Below are 26,192 nucleotides of genomic sequence, written 5' to 3' on the forward strand. Positions count from 1 at the left end.
AATTATGACTGAGGAAAAAAATAAATTTGATGCAGAAATAGGTAAAGTTTTGCATTTAATGATTCATTCCATCTATACGAATAAAGAAATATTCATGCGTGAGCTGATCTCTAATAGCTCCGATGCCTGTGATAAGTTAAGATACCTTGCCCAGACTGATAGCACTTTAATTGCAGATGATCCGGAATTTAAGATTCATATCAAAATCAATAAGGATGCCAAAACGATCTCAGTTAGAGATAACGGCATAGGTATGAATAAGCAGGATTTGAAAGAAAACCTCGGTACTATAGCTAAATCCGGCACGCAAAATTTTCTCAGTCAACTTTCTGGAGACAATAAAAAAGATAATATGTTGATAGGACAGTTCGGTGTCGGCTTCTATTCTGCCTTTATGGTAGCTGATCAAATTACCGTTACTTCACGAAAAGCCGGTGAGGATAAGGTGTATTCCTGGAGTTCAGATGGTAACGGTGAGTATACCGTAGCTGATGTAGATATTGATTTTTCCCGTGGGACAGAAGTATTGCTCCACATAAAGGAAGCTGAAGAATCCTTTCTTGACCACTTTAGATTAAAACATATAGTTAAGAATTATTCAGACCATATAGCTGTTCCTATTTATTTTACGGATGATGACGGGGTAGCAAACAAAGTCAATTCTTCTTCAGCTTTATGGATGCGCCCAAAGAGTGATATTGAACCAGAACAATACAAGGAATTCTACAAAAACGTTTCGTTCTCTCCTGATGATCCGTGGATAATAATGCATAATAAAAACGAAGGTACGGTTGAATTTACTAACTTACTATTTATTCCGTCTACCAAAACCTTTGATTTATTTCATCCGGATCGTAAGTGCCGAGTAAAATTATACATAAAAAGAGTTTTTATTACCGATGAAAATATAGATATTGTCCCGCCATACCTACGTTTCCTAAGAGGTGTAGTAGATTCGGAGGATCTACCGCTCAATATTAATAGAGAAACTCTGCAGCATAACTCTACTATAGAAAAAATTAAAAACTCCATTACAAAAAGAGTTCTTACTGAACTTAAAAAGAAAAAGGATGAAAATTTCGAAGAGTATCTTGTTTTCTGGAATAATTTTGGTGGAGCATTAAAAGAAGGATTATGTGAAGTTACCTCTGATCATGAAAAATTATTAGAAGTTTGTGTATTTAGAAGCGCCTTGCATGACAAAATGATCAGCTTCGACGAATATCTGGATAATTGTAAAGGTGATGAGAAAACCATCTATTATTTAAGCGGAGAAGATGCAACTAAACTTAAAAATAGCCCTCAGATAGAAGGATTTTTAAGTAAAGGAATCGATGTTTTGCTCTTTACTGATACTGTTGATGATTTCTGGGTCAATGTTAACGGTCGTTATAAAGACATTCAAATTAAGTCTGTAACCAGAGCTGATATAGATCTAAATAAAACTGATTCAGCTGAAAATAAGGTTGATCAGAAAGAAAGCTCAAAGGAAAATAATGATTCTTCTAACGAGAAGTTAATCGGTTATTTTAAAGAAACATTAGGTAGTTTAGTTAAAGACGTAAAAATTTCAAAAAAATTAACATCAAGCCCTGCTTGTCTTGCGGTAGGTGAAGGAGCTATGGATATAAGAATGGAAAGATTTTTAATAGAACAAAAGCAGTTATCTGCAGCCTCTAGTAAAATCCTTGAAGTTAATCCTAACCATAAAATTGTAAAAAAAATCCTCAGCCAAATAGACAGCACGGAACATGAAGAAGAAAATAAGCAACTTGTCCATTTATTGTTTGATCAAGCTTGTGTTATTGAAGGCCAACCTGTTGAAGATGCTGGTGCTTTTGCCAGAAGGTTGAACTACTTTTTAGAAAAGGCTAACGTATAAGCCAAAGTTTACAAGCTATGGTAAATAAGTAAGCTTTAATGTTAAAAGATTAGAAGAGAGCAAGGTAATTGTCTGAATATATTAGAGTTCTTGGGATAGAATCCAGTTGTGACGATACTGGGGTGGCAATTATTGACTCTAATCGTTGTATACTTTCGAACATCGTTATCTCTCAAAAGAGCGAGCATGAAATATTTCAAGGAGTAGTCCCTGAGATTGCAGCTCGCTCTCATATGAAACATCTAAAGAAAGCTATAAATCTAGCTTTATCTGAAGCAAAAATGGATATCAAGGAAATTGATGTTATAGCTGCAACAAGCGGACCAGGCCTTATTGGCGGCGTTATTGTAGGTGCTATGTTTGCAAAAGCGATCTCCAGCGTACTTAAAAAACCTTTTATTGCTATCAATCATCTTGAGGGGCATGCTTTAACGGCTAGATTAACCGATCAGGTTGAGTATCCTTATTTACTGCTCCTTGCTAGCGGCGGGCATTGCCAGTATGTAGCTATACTAGGTCTTGGTAAATATAAGATTCTTGGCCAAACTTTAGATGATGCAATAGGAGAAGCTTTTGATAAAGTAGCTAAAATGATGAATCTCGGTTTTCCGGGTGGACCAGAAATAGAAAAAAAGGCCCTAAATGGTAACGGAAATAGATTTGAATTACCTATGCCAATGATTAACCAGAAAACTTGCGATATGTCTTTCTCTGGTTTAAAAACAGCAGTAAGGATAAAAATAGAACAGTTAGGAATGTTGTCGGAGCAGGATATTTGTGATGTGGCAGCAAGCTTTCAGAAAGCTATTAGCAATATTATTTACAAAAAAACAAAATATGCTATTAATGAATATGAAAAAATAGCAGCAGGTAAGACTTTAGTGGTTGCGGGAGGCGTCGCAGCTAATAAAGCCCTAAGATCTACACTTTTATCTGTTGCGCAGGAAAGTGGGTATAATTTTGTTGCACCGCCAATAAACTTATGTACGGATAATGCAGCAATGATAGCTTTTGCTGGACTGGAGCGTTTTTACGCTGGTATAATAAACGATGTAAGCTTTAAACCGAGGGCACGTTGGGGCTTGGAAGACTTATAATCATGACATTTTGATGCATATATTTGGTTAATAACACTAATAAGATTTATGTCCGGAATAGAGTTAAATAAAATCGTTGCGGCAATACTACTTGCTAGTTTAATTGCAATGCTTGTTGGCTTTGTAGCTAACATTTTATACAAGCCAAAGCTTCAGGTATCACAAAGAGGATATCATTTAGAAGCAGAAGAAGCTAGTGCTACAAATGCTGGGGAAACAAAAGAGATACCTGTTGATATTAAAGCACTGATGGCAAAAGCTAATGCGGAAGCGGGAGCAGGGATAATAAAAAAATGCGTTTCCTGTCATAGTTTTGATAATGGGGGAACAAATAAAGTAGGTCCAAATCTATGGAAAGTTGCTGGAGGGCCTAAAGCACATAGAAACGATTTTGCCTATTCAAAAGCACTGCAAGCTGCCGGCGGGGTTTGGGATGATGAAAGTTTATATAAGTTCCTGCATAAACCATCTAAATTTATTCCTGGTACTAAAATGTCGTTTGCCGGCCTTAGCAAACCTGAAGAAATTGCAGACGTAATTGCATTTTTGAAAGAAAAAGCCAGTTAATTGGTTGTTAAAATTACTTATTTTCCTCTTTCTCCCATGGCGTATTTTATCAGCATTTCTTTAAAAGGGGGAATTTTTTCTATTGCTTTAAAACCAAGCTGTCTTGTTGAGTGAAATATTTTTGAGTTGGACGAAAAAATACTATTAATAACGTCAGTAATTAAGAGCATATTTTTATTATCGTCTTGTCTAAGTTTTTGATAGTTAATCAGCGTATCTTTATTAATACTATTTACAGCAATTAAACTAGATAAGCAACCTATATCTTTTATTCCTTGGTTTAGACCTTGCCCTGCAAGAGGATGAATCACATGAGCAGTATCAGCAATTAGGACTATGCTATTATTATAGTATTTTTTAGCCGTATACGCTTTAAGCGGGAATCCACCCACCTTACTTTGGAATTCAATTTTTCCTAGAAATGAACCAAAGTTTTCTTGAACTAGATAAGCAAATTCTTTGGGTTCTATGGTTAAAAGAGCTGATGCGTAACTTTCAGAAACCGTCCATACAATAGACGACTTATAAGGATCTTTTAAAGGCAGGATCGCAAACGGGCCGGTAGGCATAAAATGTTCAACAGCGGTGCCTTCGTGGTTTCTTTCATGTCCCACAATAAAAGTTAAGGCTTGTTGGTTGTAATCTACTTCTATATCGTTGGAAAAAAATAGATTTTTTGCTCTGGAGTTTTTACCGTCGCAAACTATAAGCAGTTTACACACTAATTGACTATTATTACTCAGTTTAATCTTGCAATAGTCCGAATTATTATTAATTGCCTGGTATTTTATATTGTCTAAAACAGTTATAAGGTTATTTTGTTTAACTAAATCATAAAGGCATTTTTTAAATTTTGTATTCTCTATTAAATAACCCATTTTCCTATTTTTAGAACTATCTTCATCTTCTATTAAAAAATGAAGCATTTCAGGGGCTTTATTATCAACAACATATATATCATTTATAGGCCCACATAATTCTAATAGCTCTGGCCAAATACCAATTTTTTCAAAGATGTTTCGGGAAGCAGCATTGATGGCAGTAGTTCTAATATCGTCAAAAAATTCTTGGTTTGTAGTAGGCTGCGCTTCAACAATAATACTGGAGATATTGTATTTTGCTAAAGCTAGGGCAGTTATCATGCCACTAAGCCCGCAGCCAAGGATCACAATATTATTATTACTGCTCATTCTTTGCTTCTTTTTGATGTTTCTGTAAAAAATATTTTAAGTAAGCCAAGTTTCCAACCACGCTTAGTAAAAAATATATTAAAGCGATGTCGATGTAAGAGCTATTAACTTTATAGCTTCCTAAAAAGCAGATAAATAAAGATATTAAACTAGTTGCGGTATTTAAAAATAATAATTTTGTAAATATTTCCTTTTGCAGTAACATGGCGCAGACTACTACTCCCGAGAAAAGTAATAACACCACTAAACAGATATTTAGCATCTTTCTATCCCACGTTAAAATACTCTATTATCACTCAAGTACCACTTCTTTGCTATAAGTTACAACAGATTCATCAGGTTTTGTATAAGCAATTTTTATAGTGAAATTACCGTGTATTTGTTCTTTATGAAGGTTCTTGCCAACATAAAAAAAGTATTTAGGTTGGTATTTAGAGAATTCATGTTCTTTCTCAAAAAGTATTTTTTCTTCTGAATCAAGAAATTGCACCTTCATTTTATGTCCTTTATCAACTGATAAAACATCAGCAAAGACCATTATAACTTCCGGATTACGAGGTTGGATAATGCGCTGATAGTATCCTTCCCTAACTTTTGCCAGTTCCGGTATTTGAAAAGCTACTCCATAGTTATAAACAATTCCATCTTTGATGTTTTCGCTTAAATAATCCGGATTTTCCCACAAGGGTTGGGGACGGAGACCGCAATTAGGTTGATCACCATAAAAAGGATCTATTTCGCTTAAACTACCGTCTTGATTTTTTTTACTAAGAGCAAAATAAAGATGAGGATGGTTAGTGTTGCCAGATAGACCAACAGAACCAAGACGCTCGCCGGCTAATACCCGATCGCCTACTTTGACCGAAATAGAACCTTTTTGCATATGACAAAGCTGGGCTTCTAAATCATGTGTAGTAATAACTACCCCGTTACCACATTCTTGGTCTTTTATTTTGTCAAGACCACCGATATCTACATTGATATCTTCAATTCCATCTCTTACTGCTTTAACTACTCCATCAAACGGAGAAAGCACATCCACTCCTTGTTTAATTTGTTCGATACTTTCTAGAATAAAATCCGTACCTCTGTGACCGGAAAAAGTCCTGACCCCGCACTTGTAGTCTACTTCTTTACCATCATTAAAATGCCTCGGTAAGTTGGCAATCCAGCAGTTTTCTCCGAGCTTACAATCGATAGGCAATTCAATAGCTGTTATTCCCCAAGCATTTTGTAACCAGCAAATTGAAAAGATAATTATTAAGCGAAAGTATAAAAAAAATATTTTGTTCATATTTAATACTAACCATTAATGTATATTATGTTTTGCCCTACTTTTCCAATTATCTATATAGGTTGCAGCAAGTTCACTATCTTCTATTAAGAGTACATTCTCAGCATTTTTGTTATCTGCTGCCTTAGTGAAATTAAAAGAGCCTGTTATAACTTTCTTTCGATCAATTATCATTACTTTATTATGAGCAATCCCAGGCATTTTATCATAATATACATCAATGCCAAGCCTTTTAAAATGTTCGAAAATATCCTTGTTATCGCTTAAATTTCCTCCATCTAACAAAATCCTGACTTTTACCCCTCGTTCATGAGCATTTTTAAGCTGATGAATTATCATATCAGATGTTAGCCCGTAAGCTTGAACGAAAATAGATTCTTTTGCTTTAGTTATTTGTTGAGCAATCAAGCTACCACAACCAGATGGTGGGGTAAAGCAAACGTTAATTTTATCGGTATCTGCTTGAAATTTATGCCAGGTCCCTATACCTATCATTTCTTCGTAACCAACACCAATAGCGATTCCTAGAGTTAAAGTAGCTAAAATTGATCGAATAGGTTTTTTACTAAAAGTAAAAAATTTCAAAGAATGATTTATTTGAGATTTTTTAAAAATACTTTTTCTGGCCATAATAAATAGATACTTAACATTTTAAATGGTAGTAACTCTTTTTCGATGATGCAAGTGTATTTATAAAAAAATCGGTGATTAAATAATTACTAATATATTTAAGAGAGAAATTAAGGGATAAATTGGCTAGTTCGCTAATAAAAATTTAAATGATATATTAAGTTAATTTGCTAGTTTTTAACCCTTCAGATAAATCAAATATTTTATTTCTGAACTGGGTTTTACATAATGGAATAAAGCCCAGGTAAAGCTTATTTAATTGCTCATTATTAGTAGGTAAATGAGTTGAAAGGAGTATAAGATCATGATCTTTAGCGCAATGGTTTCTTGGAATATTAAGTATCTGCGAGCATTCTTCCCTAAGTAAAGTAAATTGGAACAACTTATGTAAAAATTCTTCATTTTTATTCCTTAGTTCCATTTTTTGGATTATTCTCTCAGGAGAAAATTTATAAGAATTACTATCTAATAATTTGGCAGTTTTAGAGTTATAATTATCCCATAATTTTCTGCTTGTTAAGGTATCCGATAATATTCTGTGTAGGGGGATTAAAAATTCAGTATCACGGATTGCATATTCCAATAAAGCTTTAGATAAAGGCCTCTCAAGCCAATTGGCCTTTTGAAGCGATTTATCTATCTCAATATTTAACATTGCTTTACATAATTTGCTATAACCCATTCCTTCTTCCATACCACAAACATTTGCTGCAATTTGAGTATCAAAAACGTTTTTTGGGAGAGCACCAAAAAGCTTTAAAAATATTTCAAAGTCTTGGTCTGGAGAGTGGAGTACTTTCAGTATAAGTGGGTTAAGCAGTATGGTTTTTAAGGCAGAGAGGTTTATATCACTAAGCGCATCTATTATTATCTGTTGATTAGGAGTACTAATCTGAATAATACTTAAAATCGCATAGTAAGTTTTTCTCCTATGAAACTCAGTATCCATATAAAGAATTCTTTCATTTGATAAAACCTCGCAGATTTTATTAAACTCTGATTGATTGCTGATAAGTATCATGATTTTGATTGCTTAAAATGCCTATTATATATATAAGTACATACTTATGTACACATATGAATATTAAAATTATTAAGTCTATGCATAAATACAGAACTCATAATTGTAGTGAACTTAACAAATTATCCGTTGGTCAAACCGTAAAGTTATCTGGGTGGGTTCACAGACGCAGAGACCATGGTAATTTGTTATTCATAGATATTAGAGATCATTATGGAATAACGCAATTAGTTTTTACTGACCAAGACTTGTCGTTAAAAGATAGAGCAAGTTATTTGCGCTATGAAAGCGTTATTACAGTAGAGGGCAAAGTAGTTAGTCGGGATCAAGATAATATAAATACAACAATCAATACAGGTGAAATTGAAATAGTAGTTACGAGTTACATTCTAGAATCAGAAGCAGATATGTTACCTCTTAATGTAAATTCTGAGCAAGAAGCGCCTGAAGATATCAGGCTTAAATATAGATTTCTAGATTTAAGACGGGAAAAACTGCACACCAACATAATACTTCGATCTAAAATAATTGCTGAAATCCGAAAACATATGATTTCTCAAAAATTTACAGAATTTCAAACGCCGATTCTTACAGCCAGCTCTCCGGAAGGCGCTCGCGATTTCTTAGTCCCAAGTAGGATGCATCCTGGTAAATTTTATGCCCTTCCTCAAGCCCCTCAGCAGTTTAAACAAATGTTAATGATGTCAGGTTTTGATAGGTACTTTCAAATAGCGCCGTGTTTTCGTGATGAGGATGCAAGGGCTGATAGATCGCCGGGTGAATTTTATCAGCTTGATATTGAAATGTCATTTGTTACGCAAGATGATGTGTTTAATACGGTTGAACCATTAATGTTTGAAATTTTTAGTAAATTTAGTAATAAAAAAGTTTCCAACCCTCCCTTTGTCAGAATCCCATATACTGAATCTATGCTTAAGTATGGTAATGATAAACCGGATTTACGTAATCCAATTGAGATCATTGATGTAACGGATATTTTTGCTGCTTCTACATTTACAGTTTTTAAAGATAATATCGAGAAAGGGTTTGTAGTGCGGGCAATTCCTGGGCCTAAATTGCTCAGCAAATCACGTAAATATTTTGATGATTTGACCAAATTCGCTATTAACGAGGGGGCAAACGGCCTTGGTTACATAACTTTTGGTTATGAGGGAGAAGTAAAAGGCCCAATAGCAAAATTCTTAAATGAAAGCCAGCTGCAAAATTTAAAAACTGCTGCTAAATTAACAAATGGTGATGCAATATTTTTTGTTTGTTCTAAGGAGCTGGAAGCTGCCAAGATAGCCGGTAAAATTAGAACAAAACTGGGAGTCGATCTTGAACTGATAGATTACAATCGTTTTGAATTCTGCTGGATTACTGATTTTCCATTTTATGAGCTTAATGAAGACACTAAAAAAATTGATTTTAACCATAATCCATTTTCTATGCCGCAAGGGGGAATCGAAATTTTAGAAAAAGCACAAACTCAAGAAGAATTGCTACAGATTAAAGCTTTCCAGTATGATATAGTTTGTAATGGCATTGAACTTTCAAGTGGGGCAATTAGAAATCATAAACCTGAGCTGATGTATAAAGCTTTTGAAATCGCCGGTTATTCTAAACAGGAAGTAGATAATAGATTCGGCGGAATGATAAGAGCATTTAAATATGGAGCCCCCCCTCACGGAGGTATTGCACCAGGAATAGATAGAATGGTTATGCTAATAGCCGACACTGCAAATATTCGTGAGATTATAGCTTTTCCGATGAACCAACAAGCGGAAGATTTACTTATGGGTGCTCCAAATTATGCCGAAGAAAAGCAACTGCGGGAACTCAATATTATGTTATCACCTTCCCTTAGGAACAAGCTAATAAAACAATAAAAAATAAAGTGTTGAGTTGTTAGATACTTTTACTTCTCTCTCTACCGGTTTTAACCGGAGTTTGGGGAGAAGGCAGAGAACCTAACTCAGCATCAGCACTTTTACTTCTCGGTCTAATTGGTGCATCTACCACTGGTTGTGGTTTTTCGGTTTGCACTCTATGTTCAGTAGAGGGTTTAACGGGAGCGGTAACCCTAGGTTCTTTTAATTTGCTTTTTCCTTTGATCTTATTGCTATTTGCTGTTACCTCTACTATTGCTTCTAAATTCTCTTTTCGGCTTACCGGTATACCTGCTCTATTTTCGCTTTTTGTACCATAACATCCAATGGTAGCACCGCCGGCATTAATTCCTCCAGCCTGCTGAGCCGTATGTCCGGATGCAAGTAATTGCTTATCTATATCTAATATATGTGCTCCGATTTTAGTTGCTATTGCTTTTGCTGTTTGGTCATGTTCAGCAAGGCCAGTCCTATCTTTACCGCTTGCACACATATTTAATATTTCCTCTTTCGGCGGAAGTTTCGCCATTCCTTTTGGCGGTGATTCTAAATCTGATAAGGCGCTAGTTAATTTATTGAGTTTGGTCGAAGTTGCAAGACTAGCATTTTCAGCATCTCCAAACCTTAAAAGAGAATCAGCTTTTTCTACCGAACGTCTTAGATCAATAGCGCTTTTTAGTATTTCTACTGTTCTGCTATCTATTTTTTTACTACTAAGTAAATCTTGTATTTCTTTTTCTGCAGTACCTGTTCTCAATAACCTGCCAAAAAAGCCTTTTGGCTGAAGATGGGATTTTATTTTGTCGAATTCTTTATCTTTTGGAAGACTACCTGCTAACATTTCTAAAGTATCTTTTGTACCTTTTAGGTCATTTGCAAATCCTGAATATCGGAAGCTATTAAAAGCAGTATTGGTTTCTTTTCCACCGACGTTCTCCATAGCTTTTTTAGTACTTCTTACTATTTCAGGGTCGTCACCCGCCCCTAAAGGTCCAGAATTAAAAGTATTACAATGCAATGTCTTTTCTGGCCCGATCCATTCTTTGGCTTGCTCTGCATTTCCATCTGTAATATCTTGCCTTGCATTTTTGTCTCTAGCAAGAGAAGCTAAAGTACCTGCATGTTTTGAGGTGTGGAGTATTTCTAATTCTCCTCCTGCAGATATAGCAGTAATTTTTTCAAAAGCGTTCTTCATTCCTGCAATTTGCCTGAGCTGAGTCGGGATTACGTGTTCACCGGCAGCAATTTTGCTTGCATATTTTTTACATAGTGCTTGTTCCCATTTAGGCATGGCAGTATACCAGGAAGGTTTTGGTCCTTCACTTTGCAATATACTTTCATATTGCTTCTTTTGACTTTCCGTTAAGCCTTTCATGGCTACTTCTGCTTCAATTACTGTATGTTTTTGCCCGTTATGTTCAATTAAAGAAACTGTTACTATATTTGAGTGTTTATCGTTAAAATTTTGAAAGTCTTTAGCAATATTTAGCTTTTTATATGCGTCCGGTATTCCATTTGCCTCAAGGATTTTTCCTAGATTTTTAATTTGTTTTTTTAACAACCCTGATAATTCTTCTTGGGTTAAACCTTCTTTTTTAGAAAATTCTTCCATGAATTTGTCAGCTTCTTTCTGTAACAGAGTATTTAGTGCAGGTTTTCCTGATATTTCGGCAATATCCATTCCGGCTCTTACTGCATTTAAATATTGCATTTCAAAAGCTTCAGTTTCGCGAACAGGGGGAATTTTAGCAGCTCTTGCGTCCCTTATAATTACCGGCACACCATCTTTTGTTATTTCCTGCATTACGATGCCACTTTTTGCATCTCTTAAGCGTTCAAGGGTTTGCAGTGCTTCGGTAAATTTTCCTTGTGATACGAGTGTTACTGCATCTCTCCGATATTGTCCTAAATCCTCTGGAGCAATAGTTGGACTTTTTGGGGTGGATTGTAGGAACTCTTGGATAACCCCAAGAGTAGATTCTTTATCAGATTTAAACTTATCGTAGAGAGTTGCCTTTGACATATTCACCCGCAGATTTGAATATACAGTTTTAATACTTATCATTTATTACTGTAAGCTCATTAAATCCACTAATTCAACTTAAAAACAAATTAAGCTTAAGAATCTTTATTAATACATTACTTTATTATTACACCGAAGATAGAAATTATATCTTGTTTATATAAGGCAAGGTAAACCAGATTGTAGTACCCATTCTTTTACTTTCGGCTTTGATTGTTCCGCCGTGTACTTCAATAACCTTTTTACACAACGCAAGGCCTACTCCTCTTCCGCCGGCAAAACTTTGGGTTCTAGAACTAACCGTAAACTCCTCAAATACCTCATCTAATTCATCAGGGGGGATTCCTATTCCCTCATCACTAATGCTGAAAATTATCGTTTCATTATCATTATCCCGTTTGATGCTAATTGCAATAGTTCCGCTTTTGGCGTAATTGATACTATTGATAATTAAATTATCTATTGCCTGGCTTAGGTAGTATTTATCAATATTTAAGATGATCCCCTCTTCAATATCCAGCTGCCAGTTCCTTCTGCTGGTCTCTGGCCCTTCTTGCCAGTGAATAGTACTTTCTTCCTCATTCTCGTATAGCTTGCGGCAAAGTGTAACCCTATCCTCTACTAGCTGACTAAAGTCCGTTTCTACCAGTTTTAAGTCATAACTTGGTTTATTCAGTTTTGAGAGGCTTGATATATTCGAATCAAATACCTCAAGACGAAGCGAGCTATCTAGTATCGTTTTAGCTGCTACTTTTCGCTGCTCATCATTTAACTTATCATAATCCTGCACCAGTACCTGAGCCATGCTCGATATCCCCGTCATCGGAGCGTGATATTCATGCGTTATATTGCGAATAAAACGTCCTTTTAATGCTTCTGCTTCCCTGGTCTGCTCCTTGTACATGTTTATCCGGCCACTTAGATGCTCGTTCTTTTCTTCAGTTAGCTCCTGATGCTCTTGTTTGGGTTTCAGGAAAAGAATTAAGGTACTAATAAGTAATAACAGTAAATAAAATATCTTGAATTGCGATGAGGCGAACTCAACATTATCTAAATTACCCGGGTAATAATTATTATAAAACACAGTAACCAAGACAATCCCGGACACGAAATTAAATAACGACCATTGCCATTTACCTAAAGAGGAAATGATAACAACATTCATCATAAACACCATTAGCTGTACTTCGGAAAATCCACCAACTAACACCGTTAAAAAGGTAAAGCAGATTAATACCCAGAACATAATCAGATTCCAGAATATCCCTACGAATTTACTTTCTTTCCAGTTCCAAAGCCATAACGGATAGCTAATTAAAATTGCTGAACTGCTAACAGCTATCGGATAAAGCACATCAAGTATATCTAGATGCTGAAGTCTATATTCTTCAGGTAATAAATTCGTGGTGGCAAATACAGAAAGCATCACATAAAAGCCGAGTATGGAAATTAACCCATCACCTTGAGGATAATTATTCTTATAAACCTCTATCAGGTTAAAGGACTTAATATCCGACCATAACTGCTGTAATCTTTTTCTCCTTTCTTTGCGAACCTGAATTAGCCCGCTCTCATCCTTAATCCCAATCCAGCCTCCAGGTTGTCTAAGCAAATAATGACTTCCCATTAGTACTATAAGATTTACTAACATGCCTGGTACAATACTATCTATAACCTTGATATTAAATAAAAATTCCCACAATATTACAGTACTAAACCCAGCTCCCATAGCTAGCAAAACGGACTTACTACTGCTTCTGAAGCCAAAAATAGACATAATAAAAGGGACAGTTACGACAGGCATGTAAAAACTGCTAGTGAACATGAATAATTCTAATAGACTGCCACTGCGCATTGCCAATAACATTGAGAACATACCAATAAACAGAGAAACCAACCTGGAAAAATTAAGCTCATTACGTATAAAGCTTATTTTTAAAGGCTTGCAGAAATCGTGAACAATTAAAACTGAGGTGGAATTAACATATGAGTCAGCAGTAGACATTACCATTGCCATAATACCAGCTAGGGTTAATCCTCTTAATCCTATATAAGAATAGTCAAATATTACATGCTTTCCTACTTCACTTGGTGTAACAATATCTGGTCTACTAAATAACAGTATTATGCTAATCCAATATATTATTAAAATAATAAAGAAACACGCAAATCCGGCACTGATAAACGAATATTTAACTTGGGTAGTATTTTTAGCCATAGCTATTCTTTGAAAAATTGCCGGATTAAACGCTGGAATAGCTATATAACAGAAAAGGAATAGATAATATAAAGACTTCGGCTCACGGAAATCAAACACTTTGCGATAATCGAAAAGTGGATTTGTTACTAAATTATTCATTAATGTGTCAACTGAATCAACGGCATTTAAAACAACAAATCCTAAAGTTGGTATTATTGTACAGAAAGTCATTAATTGTATTAAATCAGTAAAAGTAACTGATTTAATACCACCTAAACTTGAATATAGAGTAATAATGATACCTGCCACAATTATTCCATAAATCTTGTCAAGGCCGAGGGAATATTCAAATAACAATCCAGCAACATTTAATTGCACAGCTATTATTCCGCTAGTTCCTATAAATCCTGCAATGGCTGTTATAATTCTAACATGTTTACCATACAAACTATCCATAGCTTCAGCTATGGATAGTTTTCCTAAAAATTCACCCATACGAGGGGCAAATAAATAACCAACCAATAAAAAGGATACTAGATAACCAATAGCTCCTGCCCATATAAAATATAAACCGTTATTATATGACTCCGCTAAATGTGAAAAAAAATCTTCTCCCCCAATCCAAGTAGCTACCAATGTAGCTGCAATAGTGGCAGTGCTAAAATCTCTATTACCTACGGCGTACTCTCTAATATTCCTAATACCACGGCTAGAAGCAAGCCCTAGTATTATAGTAGCTATCAAAAACCCAATAAAAATCCCTGAATCTATATCAAATTGCATGTTACAAGTGTATTTTAAATTATATAACCAGTAGTTGATTGATATACAATATATCAACTTGTTAAGTTAAAATCAACCACTTTCATCTGAGAGATGAAAGTTTGATCTTTGCGACTAGAAGTCGCTTATCAAGCTAAAGCTCATTCTAGCCTAATATTTGAAGTAAAGTCGGTCTCATGAGCGTCAGTGTGTTTGTTGATATATTCGTTAATCATATCATCTGTAACATTACCGCTAGTTGAACTGAAGTATCCTCTGCCCCATAAATGTCTACCCCAGTATTTCTTTTTTAGTATCGGAAATTCTTCCTGTATTCTTTTAGATGATCTTCCCTTAGCTTTCTGAACAAATTCACTAATTTTAATATGCGGAGGAATATTTGCAAATATATGGACATGGTCGCTTGATACAACGCCATTTTCTATCTTTATACTCATTTCCTCAGCTACCTGTAACACTAGTTCCCGAACACGTTTTTTTATGTCGTAAGTAAGTACCTTATAGCGATATTTCGTTATCCATACTATATGATAACGATGATAAAAAACTGAATGTGATCTTTTGTTATAGTAAGTCATAGACTTATGATGCTACCGCATCATGGCGCATTAGACAAGCTAAAGCTTTTCCATCTGGAAGATGGAGGTTTTCACCACCAAAGGGACTATAAACAGGAATTTTTAGATTACACAATTTAGATAACTAATAATTTTATACATATTATGAGTTTATGATGCCACAAAGTACCTGATTGTAAAAACTTTTTACATGAGCGGTATTATAGGTTTGCTTTGTTCTGATAACTTCAATTAAACTTCTATATAGTTAACGATTACACATTTTAAAATTAATGCTAAAACACGATTAGGAGGGTGCTATGGCCGGTCAACTTGTTTCTGATCCTTTGTTTGTAGGGCTTACAAGACCATCAATGATTTTTGGTGTAAGTATTCAATATGCAATGCTTAACCTTATGGTTTCAGTTACGATGTTTATTCAAAAATCCAGTATTTATATAATTTTTATTGCTCTTGTTGTCCATCTGATCGGTTATTTACTTTGCTTTAAAGAACCACGTTTTATGGAGCTTTACCTTAATTATAGCAGTAAGTGTAACCAATGTCCTAACAAGTCTTTTTGGGGAGCCAATTCTTATAGCGTGTAATTGGTGATAAATATGTTTAAGTTATTTAAGACTGCTGCTGCAAAAGAGTCAAAATCAAGAAAAGAGAAACACGTTTCTCACTTTATTCCATATAAGTGTCATTGGGATCAGAATACTATTTTGACAAAATCAAACGGATTGCTTCAGGTAGTAAAGATAGGTGGTTTTTCTTTTGAAACCGCTGATGATGAAGATTTAGACATTCGTAAGAATATACGTAATTCCATGTTTAAAAATATGGCATCTGGGAATGTAACCTTATATTTTCATACCGTAAGGCGCAAACAAGCGGTAACGCAACTTGGAAGCGAGGTATCGACTGACCCCACGAATAGGACTGCTAAAGATTTTATTAGCTATCTTGAATCGGAATGGCAAGCTAAGAATTCCAGTTCTGATTCTTATTTTAATGAATTATATGTCAGTATTTTATACGAACCTGACAAAGAAGGAGCAGCGGTAGTACAATATTTACTGACCAAAATGAGGCAGAAATCCAATAAAGCTGTTTGGGAAAAAGACATGCGGGAAATGCACGATAGTATGCAGGAAATGACGACCCGGATGTTAAACACTTTCAGGGATTATGACGCAAGACTGCTTGGAGTAAAACAAACGAGAGATGGTAATTTCTGTGAGATTAGCGAATTTTTAGGGATGTTAATTAATTGCGGGGATCATACCCCCATGATGGTTACTGGAAATAAATTAGATAATTATTTACCGACAAATCGCCTCTTTTTTGGTTCTCGTTCCATAGAAGCGCGTGGGCCACGAGGTAAAAGATATGCAGGTATTGTAAGTGTTAGAGAATATGGGCCAGCAACATCTGCAGGGGTTTTTGACGGATTTTTGCAAATGCCTTTTGAGTTCATTATGGCTCAGAGTTTTGTTTTCTCCAACCGTACTATTGCCATTAATAAAATGCAATTGCAGCAAAATAGGATGATACAGGCTGAAGACAAGGCGGTATCTCAAATTGCGGAAATTTCTCGTGCTCTTGATATGGCGATGAGCGGCGAGATCGGTTTCGGGGAACATCATATTTCTATTTTATGTATCGATAATGATTTAAAGGCACTAGAAAACAGTCTTTCAATGGCTTCTGTAGAATTTTCAAACTGCGGTATGCAGCCCGTACGCGAAAGGGTTAATATGGAGCCAAGTTACTGGGGGCAACTGCCAGGAAATATAAACTATATAGTAAGAAAATCAGTAATCAATACTCTTAACTTGTCCGGTTTTGCTTCTATGCATAATTACCCGTTAGGTAAAATATCCGGTAATCACTGGGGAGATTATGTAACAGTTCTTGATACTACATCCGGTACTCCTTTTTATTTTAACTATCATGTCAGGGATGTAGGTCATACTCTAATCATCGGGCCAACAGGTGCAGGTAAGACAGTGCTGATGAATTTTCTTTGTGCTCAGGCGCAGAAATTTCGCCCGAGGACTTTTTTCTTTGATAAAGATAGGGGAGCAGAGATTTTTATTAGGGCTTTAGGGGGGATATATACGGTTATTGATCCCGGGGCTAATTGCGGATTTAATCCTTTTAAGCTTCCGGATAATGGCGAAAATAGGTCTTTCTTGCTGGATTTGTTAAAAACATTAGTTACCTCGAATGGCGAAACATTAAACGCTGAAGACATAAAGATTTTAACACAAGCTGTTGATGGTAATTATAAATTAGATCGTAGAGATAGAAAACTTAGTAATATTGCTCCTTTCCTGGGAATGGATGGCCCGGGAACTCTTGCTAGTAGAATTGCCATGTGGCACGGTAAAGGTTCGCATGCCAAAATTTTTGATAATGAAGAAGATAAGATAGATCTTACTTTAGCTAGAGTTTTTGGTTTTGAAATGGCAGAATTACTAAAAGATCCGGTAAGTCTAGCACCGGTTCTTCTTTATGTTTTTCATCGTATCAATATTTCGCTTGATGGTTCAAGAACAATGATAGTTCTTGATGAAGCATGGGCTTTAATAGACAATCCTGTATTTGCTCCCAAAATTAAGGACTGGCTAAAAGTCTTACGAAAGCTGAATACTTTTGTAATTTTTGCCACTCAAAGTGTGGAAGATGCAAGTAAAAGTAGAATTAGCGACACCCTGATTCAACAAACTGCTACTCAAATTTTCTTGCCTAATCTCAAAGCAACTGATGTCTATAGAAGCGCTTTTATGTTATCGCAGAGAGAATATATTTTAATTAAAACAACTGATCCTGCTTCAAGGTATTTCCTCATAAAACAAGGAGTTAATGCGGTGGTTGCGAAAGTAAATTTAAGTGGTATGGATAATATTATTAATGTTTTATCGGGCAGAGCTGATACTGTTTTATTGCTTGATAGGATTATAGAGAAATATGGCTCTGATCCTAAGAAATGGTTACCTGTTTTTTATCAAGAAGTTAAGTCATTATAGTTAAGATGGATTATATAAGGGATTTACTGACGAAAAGCTTAAGGTTAACGGCCGTTAAATTACCGGTCGTATTTATATTTGCCTTATCCCTTATTATCAATAATAGCGCCAAGGCTGATACAATGGATACGGTTATTGATACTTTAACTAATCTTACTTGTGAAACTCAAGGTGTTGGTGGTTTGCTTAGATCTGAATTTTCTCATACTTGTATCCCGGCTCCATTTTTTACCTTTTTGGTAGCAAACTTGGTATCACCAGGACTTTATGCCAATACGCTGCTTAGGGTCAAGATTAATGATAATGACCTTTTTCCAGGTGCTTGCACACGTGCCAACAGAATTGAATTTACCGATCAGAAATTAAGCTTTGCCATGTGCAATAACCTACAGCTTGAAGGAGCAAGGATGTTGGCATTAGTAAATGCAGTAGTACCTATTGCTTCGGCTATATTCACCGGCCAGGCCCCCTGGGATGAAATCCAAAAAGCCTGGGATGTACCTAAGGGGGATTATCATGAGATTTATCGCAACCAAAGGGAAGGAGATAGTGGAACGATGGTGGATATTGGCATCATACCTATTTTTCCTTGGAAAGTGATTAAAGAAAAAGATAAAATGTGTGTTGCGACCCAAAGCTTTAGCGGATGGATAGCGATCGGTTGTAAATATATAAAAGAACCTTATCCAATATCGATTTATTCTGATTTCTTGGATTTAAGTTCAGCTCAGGACATTCAAAATACCAGTACCGATTATAATAATATTTTATCATTGACCCAATGTTCTAATGCAGGAGGGTGTTATAAAAGGGCGGTCGACAATTCCAAGACCGGTATAGTAATGAGCGGTCCTATAATAGAATGCGTGAAAGAAATGATCGCAAAATTAATGATTAGCAATGCCGTTTGTAGCTTTAGTGATGTTAAAACTGTACTAAATAGTGCGTCAAGAACTTCCAGTGCTCTTTTCCAGTTTCAAGTTAATATGCACAAGACAGTAGTAGCGTTACTGACTATCTATGTTATTATTTTTGGGTTTAAGATTATACTCGCTGGAGATATACCGCAAAAGGCGGAGATTGTAAATTTTGTAATTAAGTTTGTTTTTGTTGTTTATTTTTCAGTTGGGATTAACATCAGCCAAAATAGCGGTAATGATTTAAACAGGCTAGACGGTATGATAGAATGGGCTTTTCCTTTCTTGCTGGACGGCATGACGGATTTAGCTAGTTGGATAATTAGTGCAAGTCCTTCCGAACTTTGCAAGTTTTATTCAACTGATTATGCTCCAAATATGAGCCATATAGCCCTTTGGGATTCTCTTGATTGTAGAATTAGCCATTACCTAGGTCTTGACGTTATTCAAACTATGATTGTGGATAACGCTTCTAGAAATCATGATTTTTCAAAATTAGATATACTTAGTTTTCCTATACCTCCGTATATTTATTTGCTAATACCGGCCGTGATTTCAGGTAATTTTACTTTAATTTCCTTAGCCCTGATGTACCCGCTGATGGTAATTTCAGTTGGAGCTTTTGTGGTTAATGCTACTGTTGTTTGTATGATATCTATAGTTGTTCTCGGGGTACTTGCTCCGCTTTTTGTACCTATGTATTTATTTAACTATACCAAAGGATACTTTGAATCTTGGGTAAAACTTCTTATTTCCTTTATGCTTCAACCCATGGTTGCAATTGTGTTTATGACTACGATGCTTTCAGTGTATGATTTTGGCTTTTACGGAACGTGTAAATATGATTACAAGGAAATAGCTTTTTCTGGCCCGGAGATGCAAATGACAACCTTAAACGGAGCTTTAGGAACATATGTTCCAGGGGATAATGGCGGGGGTAGAGCGATTCGATATTACTATCTTGATAATGATTGGACAAAATATGCAAATGATGAAGAAAAAAATGGGTGTATTAACAGTTTGGGCTTTATCTTAAACAACCCGATGGCTTGGTTATTTGATACTGGAGAGACGATAGTTTCAAACGCAGTTATGCCTTGGATTGATGATGCTTCCGGAGATGAAGAGAAAAAGCGCTTTAATTTTCTTGATGCTATAAAGGGTTCTCCCGGGATGTTTTTTAACATGCTAGAGGTAATCTATGAAAAAATAAAAACTCTGGCTTTAGCATTGTTAACGGCGTGTTTTACATTATATTTAATGCAGCATTTTAGTGAAACCCTGGCTGAATTTGCTGCAGATATGACCGAAGGTGTTTCAATAGGAAATATGGCAATCAAACCTCAGACTCTGTATAAAGCTGGTATGGCAGCGCTCAATGCCGCCGGAGCAGCCAAAGGTGCGGGAGACAAAAGTGCTGCCGGTGGAGGGGGTGCGGCAGATAAGATGTCGCAGGGGCGTAAAGGAGCAAGTGATAAATTTGCGACTACAGGAGGAGCAAGAGATAAATTTGCGACTACAGGAGGAGCAAGAGATAAAGTTTCTACGGGAAGTAGCAGAGCAGCAGGAGACAAAGTTTCTACTAGCACAGGAGAGGGTACTGGGCGGTCTTCTTCTATCAAACCAGCAGCAAAATCCTTATCTAGTGCTGAAGGGAGTAAGCCTGAGTCTGTTGACGGTAACGTTAAGCCAAAATCCCCTGATAAAGATAGTAGTAGGGTAGAGCAAATAGCAGATGATTCGGGTGAGCCAAGACCTCTAGCAAAAGCAGCTAGAGCCGTTATAAAAGCTGGTGAATCGCAAGCAGCAAAACTAGAGGATGTATCAAGTGATCAGGCATCTATTGATAGAGGTATAAAAGCAAAATCGTCTGGACAAGATGATAGTAGAGGAGAACAAGATCGAAGAGCTTCTTCTGATGTGGAAGAACCGGGAGAAGGAAGCGGAATCAAAGATAAAGAATCGCAAGTAGGGCGGCGCAAGGACATTCCAGATGAACCTGCAACTTCCGTAGAAAAACCACTAAAAGCTGTAGATTTGCCATCGTTAAAATATAACGAATTTGCTACTGGATCAACTGCAGAATTATATTCCAAACTTTTGAAAGCTAATAAGGAAGGTTTTGTTGAACAACGTCTAGGTGATAGGCCACCTGCAGAGCGCCCTAATATTTTCTTTTCTGCGGTAAAGGATTTAGGAGCTGAGCATCCTATAACTAAAGCTTTTGAAGAATATATGTTAACACAAGGTTCATCTCAAGATGATCTTAATACAATAAAACTTGCTGCCTTGAACTTTAAAAAACGAGGTGGGGATGAATAAGCTAATCTTCCAATTAGTAATTTTTTTATTTATCAAATTGAGTTGTTGTAGTGCTTATGCAAGTTTTGGTGAGTCATGTGTTAATCTTCCGGCAGTTGATAATACAGGATATTTGATGAATGATACGGCATATGGGTATTTAGTAAAAAATATTGATATGACAACTAATATTCCTAACGGTTGTACGCAAGGCGGCAATATTTTAAGGTTTTGTATAAGAAATAATACTACGAATCCTGTTTGTAGTCCTGTAAACATGAATTTGGGTGAGGTCAAAAAACTTCATGAGATTAGTTCAAATCCAGATATTGGTGCAAATCCTTTGCTTTCTGATATCCAGGTTTCAGTGGAAGTGATAGAGAATAATTTATGCCTTATGATGTCTACTTCCCGTGGTAAGATGCCGGTAATTTGCCGTGCGTATAATTCCATCGTTGTTGATCCTGGTGTGGAGGCATCTGTTTGTCAGAATCTCGGTGCTTCATGTTATGATGGTTCATCAAAAAGCCAATCCTTACTGAGCTTTTCTGGCATTACCATCAATTGTGTTCGCCAGACCCTCGATAAAGTATTTTATACCGGTAATGGTTGTTCCCAGACGGAAGACAGTATATATTTTACTTTATTAAGCCCGTTTCCATATTTTCAAGAAGCAATGAAGAAATCGATAGGAGCGGCTTTAATTCTATATGTGATGTTTTATGGTTTTAAGGTAGTATTAAATAATGAGTATGTACACTTAAATAAGGTTGCAACTTTCATTTTAAAATTTCTCTTTGTAGTTTATTTTTCTGTAGGGCTTGGTAACTATTATGATCAAACTGGTAAGAGCGTCAGTCATAATGGTATGACAGAGACGGTATTGCCTATGTTGCTGCAAATGACTTCTGATTTTACCGAGATAGTTTTCCTCGCTGGCGGTTCTCAAGGATTATGTAATTACGATCCGAGCAAATATGAAGCTGGTTATGGGTTTTATAGAGTTTGGGATGCCATAGACTGTAGAGTCGGTTATTATTTTGGCATGCAATTGCTTTACAATCTTGGCAGTGCAGGCTTTTTAAGTGGTGGTTCTACTTCTGCTTATGGCAATATTGCTAGTAGTGCTGTAGATTTTGGGCCTCCAGGAACAGAAGGTATAGAAGCCCTAAGTAAGCCAGGAATGCTTACATTTTTTGTGGTAATGTTTGGCTTTTTTATGGCTGGGAACATAATCATAGTCTTGTGTGGTATGATTTTTGGCATAATATTTCTGTCGGTGATTTTTTATTTTTTAAATGTTTATTTGGTATCGATGGTTACGCTTTATGTAATGGTTTATATCTCCCCAATTTTTGTTCCTATGTTATTGTTTGAAAGAACAAAAGGTTATTTTGATGCGTGGACAAAAATAATTGTTTCTTGTGCGCTTCAACCGGCTGTTGTTGGAGGGTTTGTAGCCTTATTACTTACTATGTATGATTCCATTTTCTTTGGAAACTGCGAATATTTAAGGCACGATTATAACTCCTCCGGAATTAATTTTAGTACCTTTGAACTGAGAGAACCAGCAAGTGAACCAGAAAAATGTATAAATAGTACAGGATATAAATTAATAAAATTTTATTTAGGCCAAGGGTGGGAGAAAAAAACACTTCTTATATTTGAAATTACAACACTTAGCGATTTCTTAGATTTAGCTCTAAATATGGTATATATGATTGTATACGTATTTATATTTTATTTTGCAATTCAGTCTGTAAATGAATTTATTTCTGACCTTACAAGTGGGCCAAATATGTCATCGGTTGTTGTCTCGCCGACAGCCCTTATGGAAAAGGCAAAACAGGCAGCTGAATTTATTAAGGCTGCTGCCTCTAAAGATCCTCAAGCTGCTAAGACAGTGGCGTCTCAAGGTGAAAAATCAGAAACAGGGGGAGATAAAGGAGGAGAAGCTTCTGATAAAGCATCTACCGGCGGATCATCAAAAGAAGAAGCATCTGATACAATTTCTGCTCCTGGAGGTGGTAAGTAATGAAAGGTAATAAATTTGCTTATTTACTTGGTATGGTCGGCCTTGCAATTTTAACCATGATAATATTATGGATAATAGCAATTATTGGTTCTATGGATCTAACGGATGGTTGTTTGTATCGATACAATGTGAACGACCAAGGTAGTTTATCTAATAGTGATGTTGTAAGTAATACTGTAATACTCAAAGCAACCGCCAATTATACAGGTTCTGATTCTGGTGTATCTTCTACCGGGGGAACTGGGGTAGCACTTGATCCAAGTGCTTACGGTAAATGGTTAAATACAAATTTGCGGTTAAAACCTGACCAGTTTGTGCAATTTTATATTAAGGGGGAAGTCAGTCTATGCAAGGCCTATATCCCAATAAATAATTTACAACAAGATTCTAATTTAGATGTTGATGGTAAAAAAATTGAGATTCCAAGAGTAGAGGATCAGACTACTCCTCCAGTGTCGTTAATACTTGATGCTAGAACTCCAAATTGGAAGAACTTAACCGAGTTATATAGAAACGATAGATTTTATGTAGCTCTTTATCGTGAGAAAAAAACTACAGTATCTTCTAGCTCCATTTATAATTATTTCACTAAAACGATGACAACGGCTGATTGTAGAGAGGGTAAAAGAACCTATAGTCCGATATGTGGTAGGTACAGCTTATGGAATGGCACGAATAGTTATGTGGGTAATTGTGAATGGGCCACTGATTGTGATGCTTGCGGACAATGTGGTTCTCATTGTAGTGAGTGGGACACATTCGGAGCGTTCTGTTGGGGACACCAAATACCTGATTGTTGCTCATGTTATAAAAATGTTGCAGCTATAGCTCCTGAGCCTTATGCAAATAACGGTAGCCGTACTTATCCTTCTCCCTGGAGCGGTACTATTTCTGATCTGTGGAATGTTACTAGTCATAGTTGCAGTTCAGAGGCTGATTATATTAGGGGATCTTTCCAAAATCAAAAATATTTCTGGTTCAGTGCTAACGATCCTGTAGGTCTCATAAGTAGAATCGACAGTAGTGTTAACCCCACTAATGCAGCTAATGCCGGTAGTAATTTTACCCGTGTACAGATTGAAGCGGACCAAAGTTTTTATAATAATAGTACCGATTATCAAATTATAAAAATAGAAAAAGCAGGTTATAACGGCAGAGATGTTGGATATTTACAATATAAATTAGCTGATGCTGACAATGCTTATAGTGATAATACGGGCGGTTTTGTACTTAATATAAAACAGACTAAATGCATTAGAACTAATGGCAATGGGATGAACGATTCTATTCAAGGAAGGGGAGTCGTGCAATATGTTATTGCTGATTACGGTTCTAATCCAAATACTGCTGCTCCGGTAAATATTGAAAATATTGTAGTTGATGCCGGTGGTAAGGGATCAATAACTGCTCCAAGCAGTGGTAGCGGGGGGTATTTATGGTTAAAAATTAATAATGCGCCAGAAGATTATAAAGATAGTTTTGGTCAATATACTGTTTCTTTCCTTTCTGACATAAAGCACGGTGGGTTTTATGATGACGTATTAAATCCTCTATTTGAAGGCTTAAAAACTAAAATAAAAACCACTTCTATAACGATATTTAAAAATATGACCTGTTATCAAGGGATTGGCGGAACAGGTAACTGTACAAATTTCTTTAATTATATAAAAGGTCTTTTAAGCCTTTACATTATGTTCTATGGAGCAATGTTTTTACTTGGAATGGTAAAGATAAGCCAGACGGACATTGTAATTAGAGTAATAAAAATTGCATTTGTAGCTGGGCTTATGAATGATAAGACTTTTGCCTTTTTTAACGATTATGTTTTCGACTTTGTAACAGGGTTTTCTGATGCAATAATTGCAAATATGAGTGGGTATAGCTTGTTTTCTAGTTCCACAAGCGTTTCAAACCCATTTATGTTTATGAATGAGGTATTTACTAAAATATTCTTGAGCAGTACTTTTGCTGCTCAAATGATAGCACTTCTTTCGATGGGAATTAATGGTGTTATTTATTTTATACTGCTATTTGTTTGTTTGGGGATAGTAATAATAGTTGGTTTTAGAGCGCTTGCTGTGTATTTAATGGCATATTTTGCTATTGCAGTGTTGATTGGTATAGCACCGTTATTCTTGACCTTTATTCTTTTTGAAAAAACACGTTACCTTTTTGATAACTGGGTAAAATTTACTTTTAGGTATATGCTCGAACCTACAATTATGCTAGCTGGTATCATTATCCTTACTCAATTATTTACAATATTTTTAGATTACGTAATTGGGTATAGTGTATGTTGGAAATGTGCTATTCCGTTTAGAATACCTTTTCCTAGTATCCCTGGTTTTAATGCAGCATTTTTAGATGTCCCGCTTTTCTGTTTTAATTGGTTTGCTCCTTGGGGATTTGATTACAGAAGCAGTTCTATGGGAGTAAATATGCAAAATATTGTCATATTGTTGATGATTACTTACTGTATGTGGGGGTATATAGAGCTTTCAGGAAAAATGGTTGCAAAACTTGCCGGTGGTGTAGGTGGACCTTCTGCAACAGCTATGGGTGCCGACATGTCAAACTGGGTAGAAAATAAGGCGCTGACAAAAGTTGGTTTAGATAAAGAGAGCAGACAAGAGATGCAAGGCAAAGCCAGAGAGAGGTTACAAAGTATGGATAAAGGGCCACAAGGATCTATGAAACCGGGAAATAGACATGATCGGTCTCCGGACGGAGGAGGGGGAGAAAAACCGGAAAGTAGTGAAAAATAGTGG

The 26,192-nt window shown here is 35.9% G+C and carries 17 protein-coding genes; 9 read left to right on the plus strand and 8 right to left on the minus strand.

What is annotated here, in order from left to right; genetic code table 11:
* Nucleotides 1-4: 4 nt before the first annotated feature.
* The 3 genes from htpG to N3Z16_RS08165 all read left to right on the plus strand — a co-directional run bounded on the left by htpG (nucleotide 5) and on the right by N3Z16_RS08165 (nucleotide 3,546).
* Entirely contained in the window at nucleotides 5-1,882 is a 1,878-nt protein-coding gene (htpG, locus tag N3Z16_RS08155) for a molecular chaperone HtpG (RefSeq protein ID WP_282486120.1), read from the plus strand.
* Between the two features lie 80 nt (nucleotides 1,883-1,962).
* Nucleotides 1,963-2,979, plus strand: coding sequence for a tRNA (adenosine(37)-N6)-threonylcarbamoyltransferase complex transferase subunit TsaD (gene tsaD, locus N3Z16_RS08160; RefSeq protein ID WP_282486980.1), 1,017 nt, complete (start codon nucleotides 1,963-1,965; stop codon nucleotides 2,977-2,979).
* A 48-nt stretch (nucleotides 2,980-3,027) separates the two neighbouring features.
* Nucleotides 3,028-3,546, plus strand: coding sequence for a c-type cytochrome (locus N3Z16_RS08165; RefSeq protein ID WP_282486121.1), 519 nt, complete (start codon nucleotides 3,028-3,030; stop codon nucleotides 3,544-3,546).
* Between the two features lie 17 nt (nucleotides 3,547-3,563).
* Here the strand turns inward: N3Z16_RS08165 and N3Z16_RS08170 are convergent, their stop codons facing one another.
* The 5 genes from N3Z16_RS08170 to N3Z16_RS08190 all read right to left on the minus strand — a co-directional run bounded on the left by N3Z16_RS08170 (nucleotide 3,564) and on the right by N3Z16_RS08190 (nucleotide 7,681).
* Nucleotides 3,564-4,736 (minus strand): FAD-dependent monooxygenase, encoded by a 1,173-nt coding sequence (locus N3Z16_RS08170; protein ID WP_282486122.1) that lies wholly within the window; start codon nucleotides 4,734-4,736, stop codon nucleotides 3,564-3,566.
* Complete coding sequence (locus tag N3Z16_RS08175; RefSeq protein ID WP_223939025.1) at nucleotides 4,726-4,998, minus strand: monovalent cation/H+ antiporter complex subunit F; 273 nt, start codon at nucleotides 4,996-4,998, stop codon at nucleotides 4,726-4,728. The genes N3Z16_RS08170 and N3Z16_RS08175 overlap by 11 nt, the downstream gene beginning before the upstream one ends.
* Nucleotides 4,999-5,028: 30 nt before the next feature.
* Nucleotides 5,029-6,030, minus strand: a complete 1,002-nt coding sequence (locus N3Z16_RS08180) for a M23 family metallopeptidase (RefSeq protein WP_223939024.1) — start codon at nucleotides 6,028-6,030, stop codon at nucleotides 5,029-5,031.
* Between the two features lie 15 nt (nucleotides 6,031-6,045).
* The gene (locus N3Z16_RS08185; protein WP_223939023.1) at nucleotides 6,046-6,660 is read right to left on the minus strand and encodes a phospholipase D family nuclease; all 615 of its coding nucleotides are present in this window, start codon (nucleotides 6,658-6,660) and stop codon (nucleotides 6,046-6,048) included.
* A gap of 157 nt (nucleotides 6,661-6,817) precedes the next feature.
* Nucleotides 6,818-7,681 carry a ribonuclease D gene (locus tag N3Z16_RS08190; RefSeq protein ID WP_282486123.1) on the minus strand — a complete coding sequence of 288 codons (864 nt, stop codon included), beginning with the start codon at nucleotides 7,679-7,681 and terminating at the stop codon, nucleotides 6,818-6,820.
* An 80-nt stretch (nucleotides 7,682-7,761) separates the two neighbouring features.
* On the opposite strand from N3Z16_RS08190, the gene aspS reads away from it, so the two are divergent.
* Nucleotides 7,762-9,570 carry an aspartate--tRNA ligase gene (gene aspS / locus N3Z16_RS08195; protein ID WP_282486982.1) on the plus strand — a complete coding sequence of 603 codons (1,809 nt, stop codon included), beginning with the start codon at nucleotides 7,762-7,764 and terminating at the stop codon, nucleotides 9,568-9,570.
* A 19-nt stretch (nucleotides 9,571-9,589) separates the two neighbouring features.
* On the opposite strand, the gene N3Z16_RS08200 is transcribed toward aspS, so the two are convergent.
* From N3Z16_RS08200 to tnpA, 3 genes are all read right to left on the minus strand, one after another.
* Nucleotides 9,590-11,593 carry a hypothetical protein gene (locus tag N3Z16_RS08200; RefSeq protein WP_282486124.1) on the minus strand — a complete coding sequence of 668 codons (2,004 nt, stop codon included), beginning with the start codon at nucleotides 11,591-11,593 and terminating at the stop codon, nucleotides 9,590-9,592.
* 145 nt (nucleotides 11,594-11,738) lie between these two features.
* Nucleotides 11,739-14,576, minus strand: a complete 2,838-nt coding sequence (locus tag N3Z16_RS08205) for a sodium:solute symporter family transporter (RefSeq protein ID WP_282486125.1) — start codon at nucleotides 14,574-14,576, stop codon at nucleotides 11,739-11,741.
* Nucleotides 14,577-14,716: 140 nt separating this feature from the next.
* On the minus strand, nucleotides 14,717-15,154 hold the full coding sequence (tnpA, locus tag N3Z16_RS08210; RefSeq protein ID WP_282485546.1) for an IS200/IS605 family transposase: 438 nt from the start codon (nucleotides 15,152-15,154) through the stop codon (nucleotides 14,717-14,719).
* A 299-nt stretch (nucleotides 15,155-15,453) separates the two neighbouring features.
* Here tnpA and N3Z16_RS08215 point away from each other — a divergent pair, with 299 nt between their 5' ends.
* From N3Z16_RS08215 to N3Z16_RS08235, 5 genes are read left to right on the plus strand one after another with little or no spacing between them, the layout of a single operon-like run.
* The gene (locus N3Z16_RS08215; protein WP_282486127.1) at nucleotides 15,454-15,741 is read left to right on the plus strand and encodes a VirB3 family type IV secretion system protein; all 288 of its coding nucleotides are present in this window, start codon (nucleotides 15,454-15,456) and stop codon (nucleotides 15,739-15,741) included.
* 12 nt (nucleotides 15,742-15,753) lie between these two features.
* Nucleotides 15,754-18,171, plus strand: coding sequence for a VirB4 family type IV secretion/conjugal transfer ATPase (locus N3Z16_RS08220; protein ID WP_282486128.1), 2,418 nt, complete (start codon nucleotides 15,754-15,756; stop codon nucleotides 18,169-18,171).
* Between the two features lie 5 nt (nucleotides 18,172-18,176).
* Nucleotides 18,177-21,410, plus strand: coding sequence for a type IV secretion system protein (locus N3Z16_RS08225; RefSeq protein WP_282486129.1), 3,234 nt, complete (start codon nucleotides 18,177-18,179; stop codon nucleotides 21,408-21,410).
* Nucleotides 21,403-23,424 carry a TrbL/VirB6 family protein gene (locus tag N3Z16_RS08230; RefSeq protein ID WP_282486130.1) on the plus strand — a complete coding sequence of 674 codons (2,022 nt, stop codon included), beginning with the start codon at nucleotides 21,403-21,405 and terminating at the stop codon, nucleotides 23,422-23,424. The genes N3Z16_RS08225 and N3Z16_RS08230 overlap by 8 nt, the downstream gene beginning before the upstream one ends.
* A complete protein-coding gene (locus N3Z16_RS08235) occupies nucleotides 23,424-26,189 on the plus strand; it encodes a TrbL/VirB6 family protein (RefSeq protein ID WP_282486131.1) in 2,766 nt (921 codons plus the stop codon). Before N3Z16_RS08230 ends, N3Z16_RS08235 begins: the two co-directional genes overlap by 1 nt.
* Nucleotides 26,190-26,192 lie beyond the last annotated feature (3 nt).

It is taken from the genome of Candidatus Megaera polyxenophila, assembly GCF_029982035.1.
Classification (GTDB): Bacteria; Pseudomonadota; Alphaproteobacteria; order Rickettsiales; family Rickettsiaceae; genus Megaera; species Megaera polyxenophila.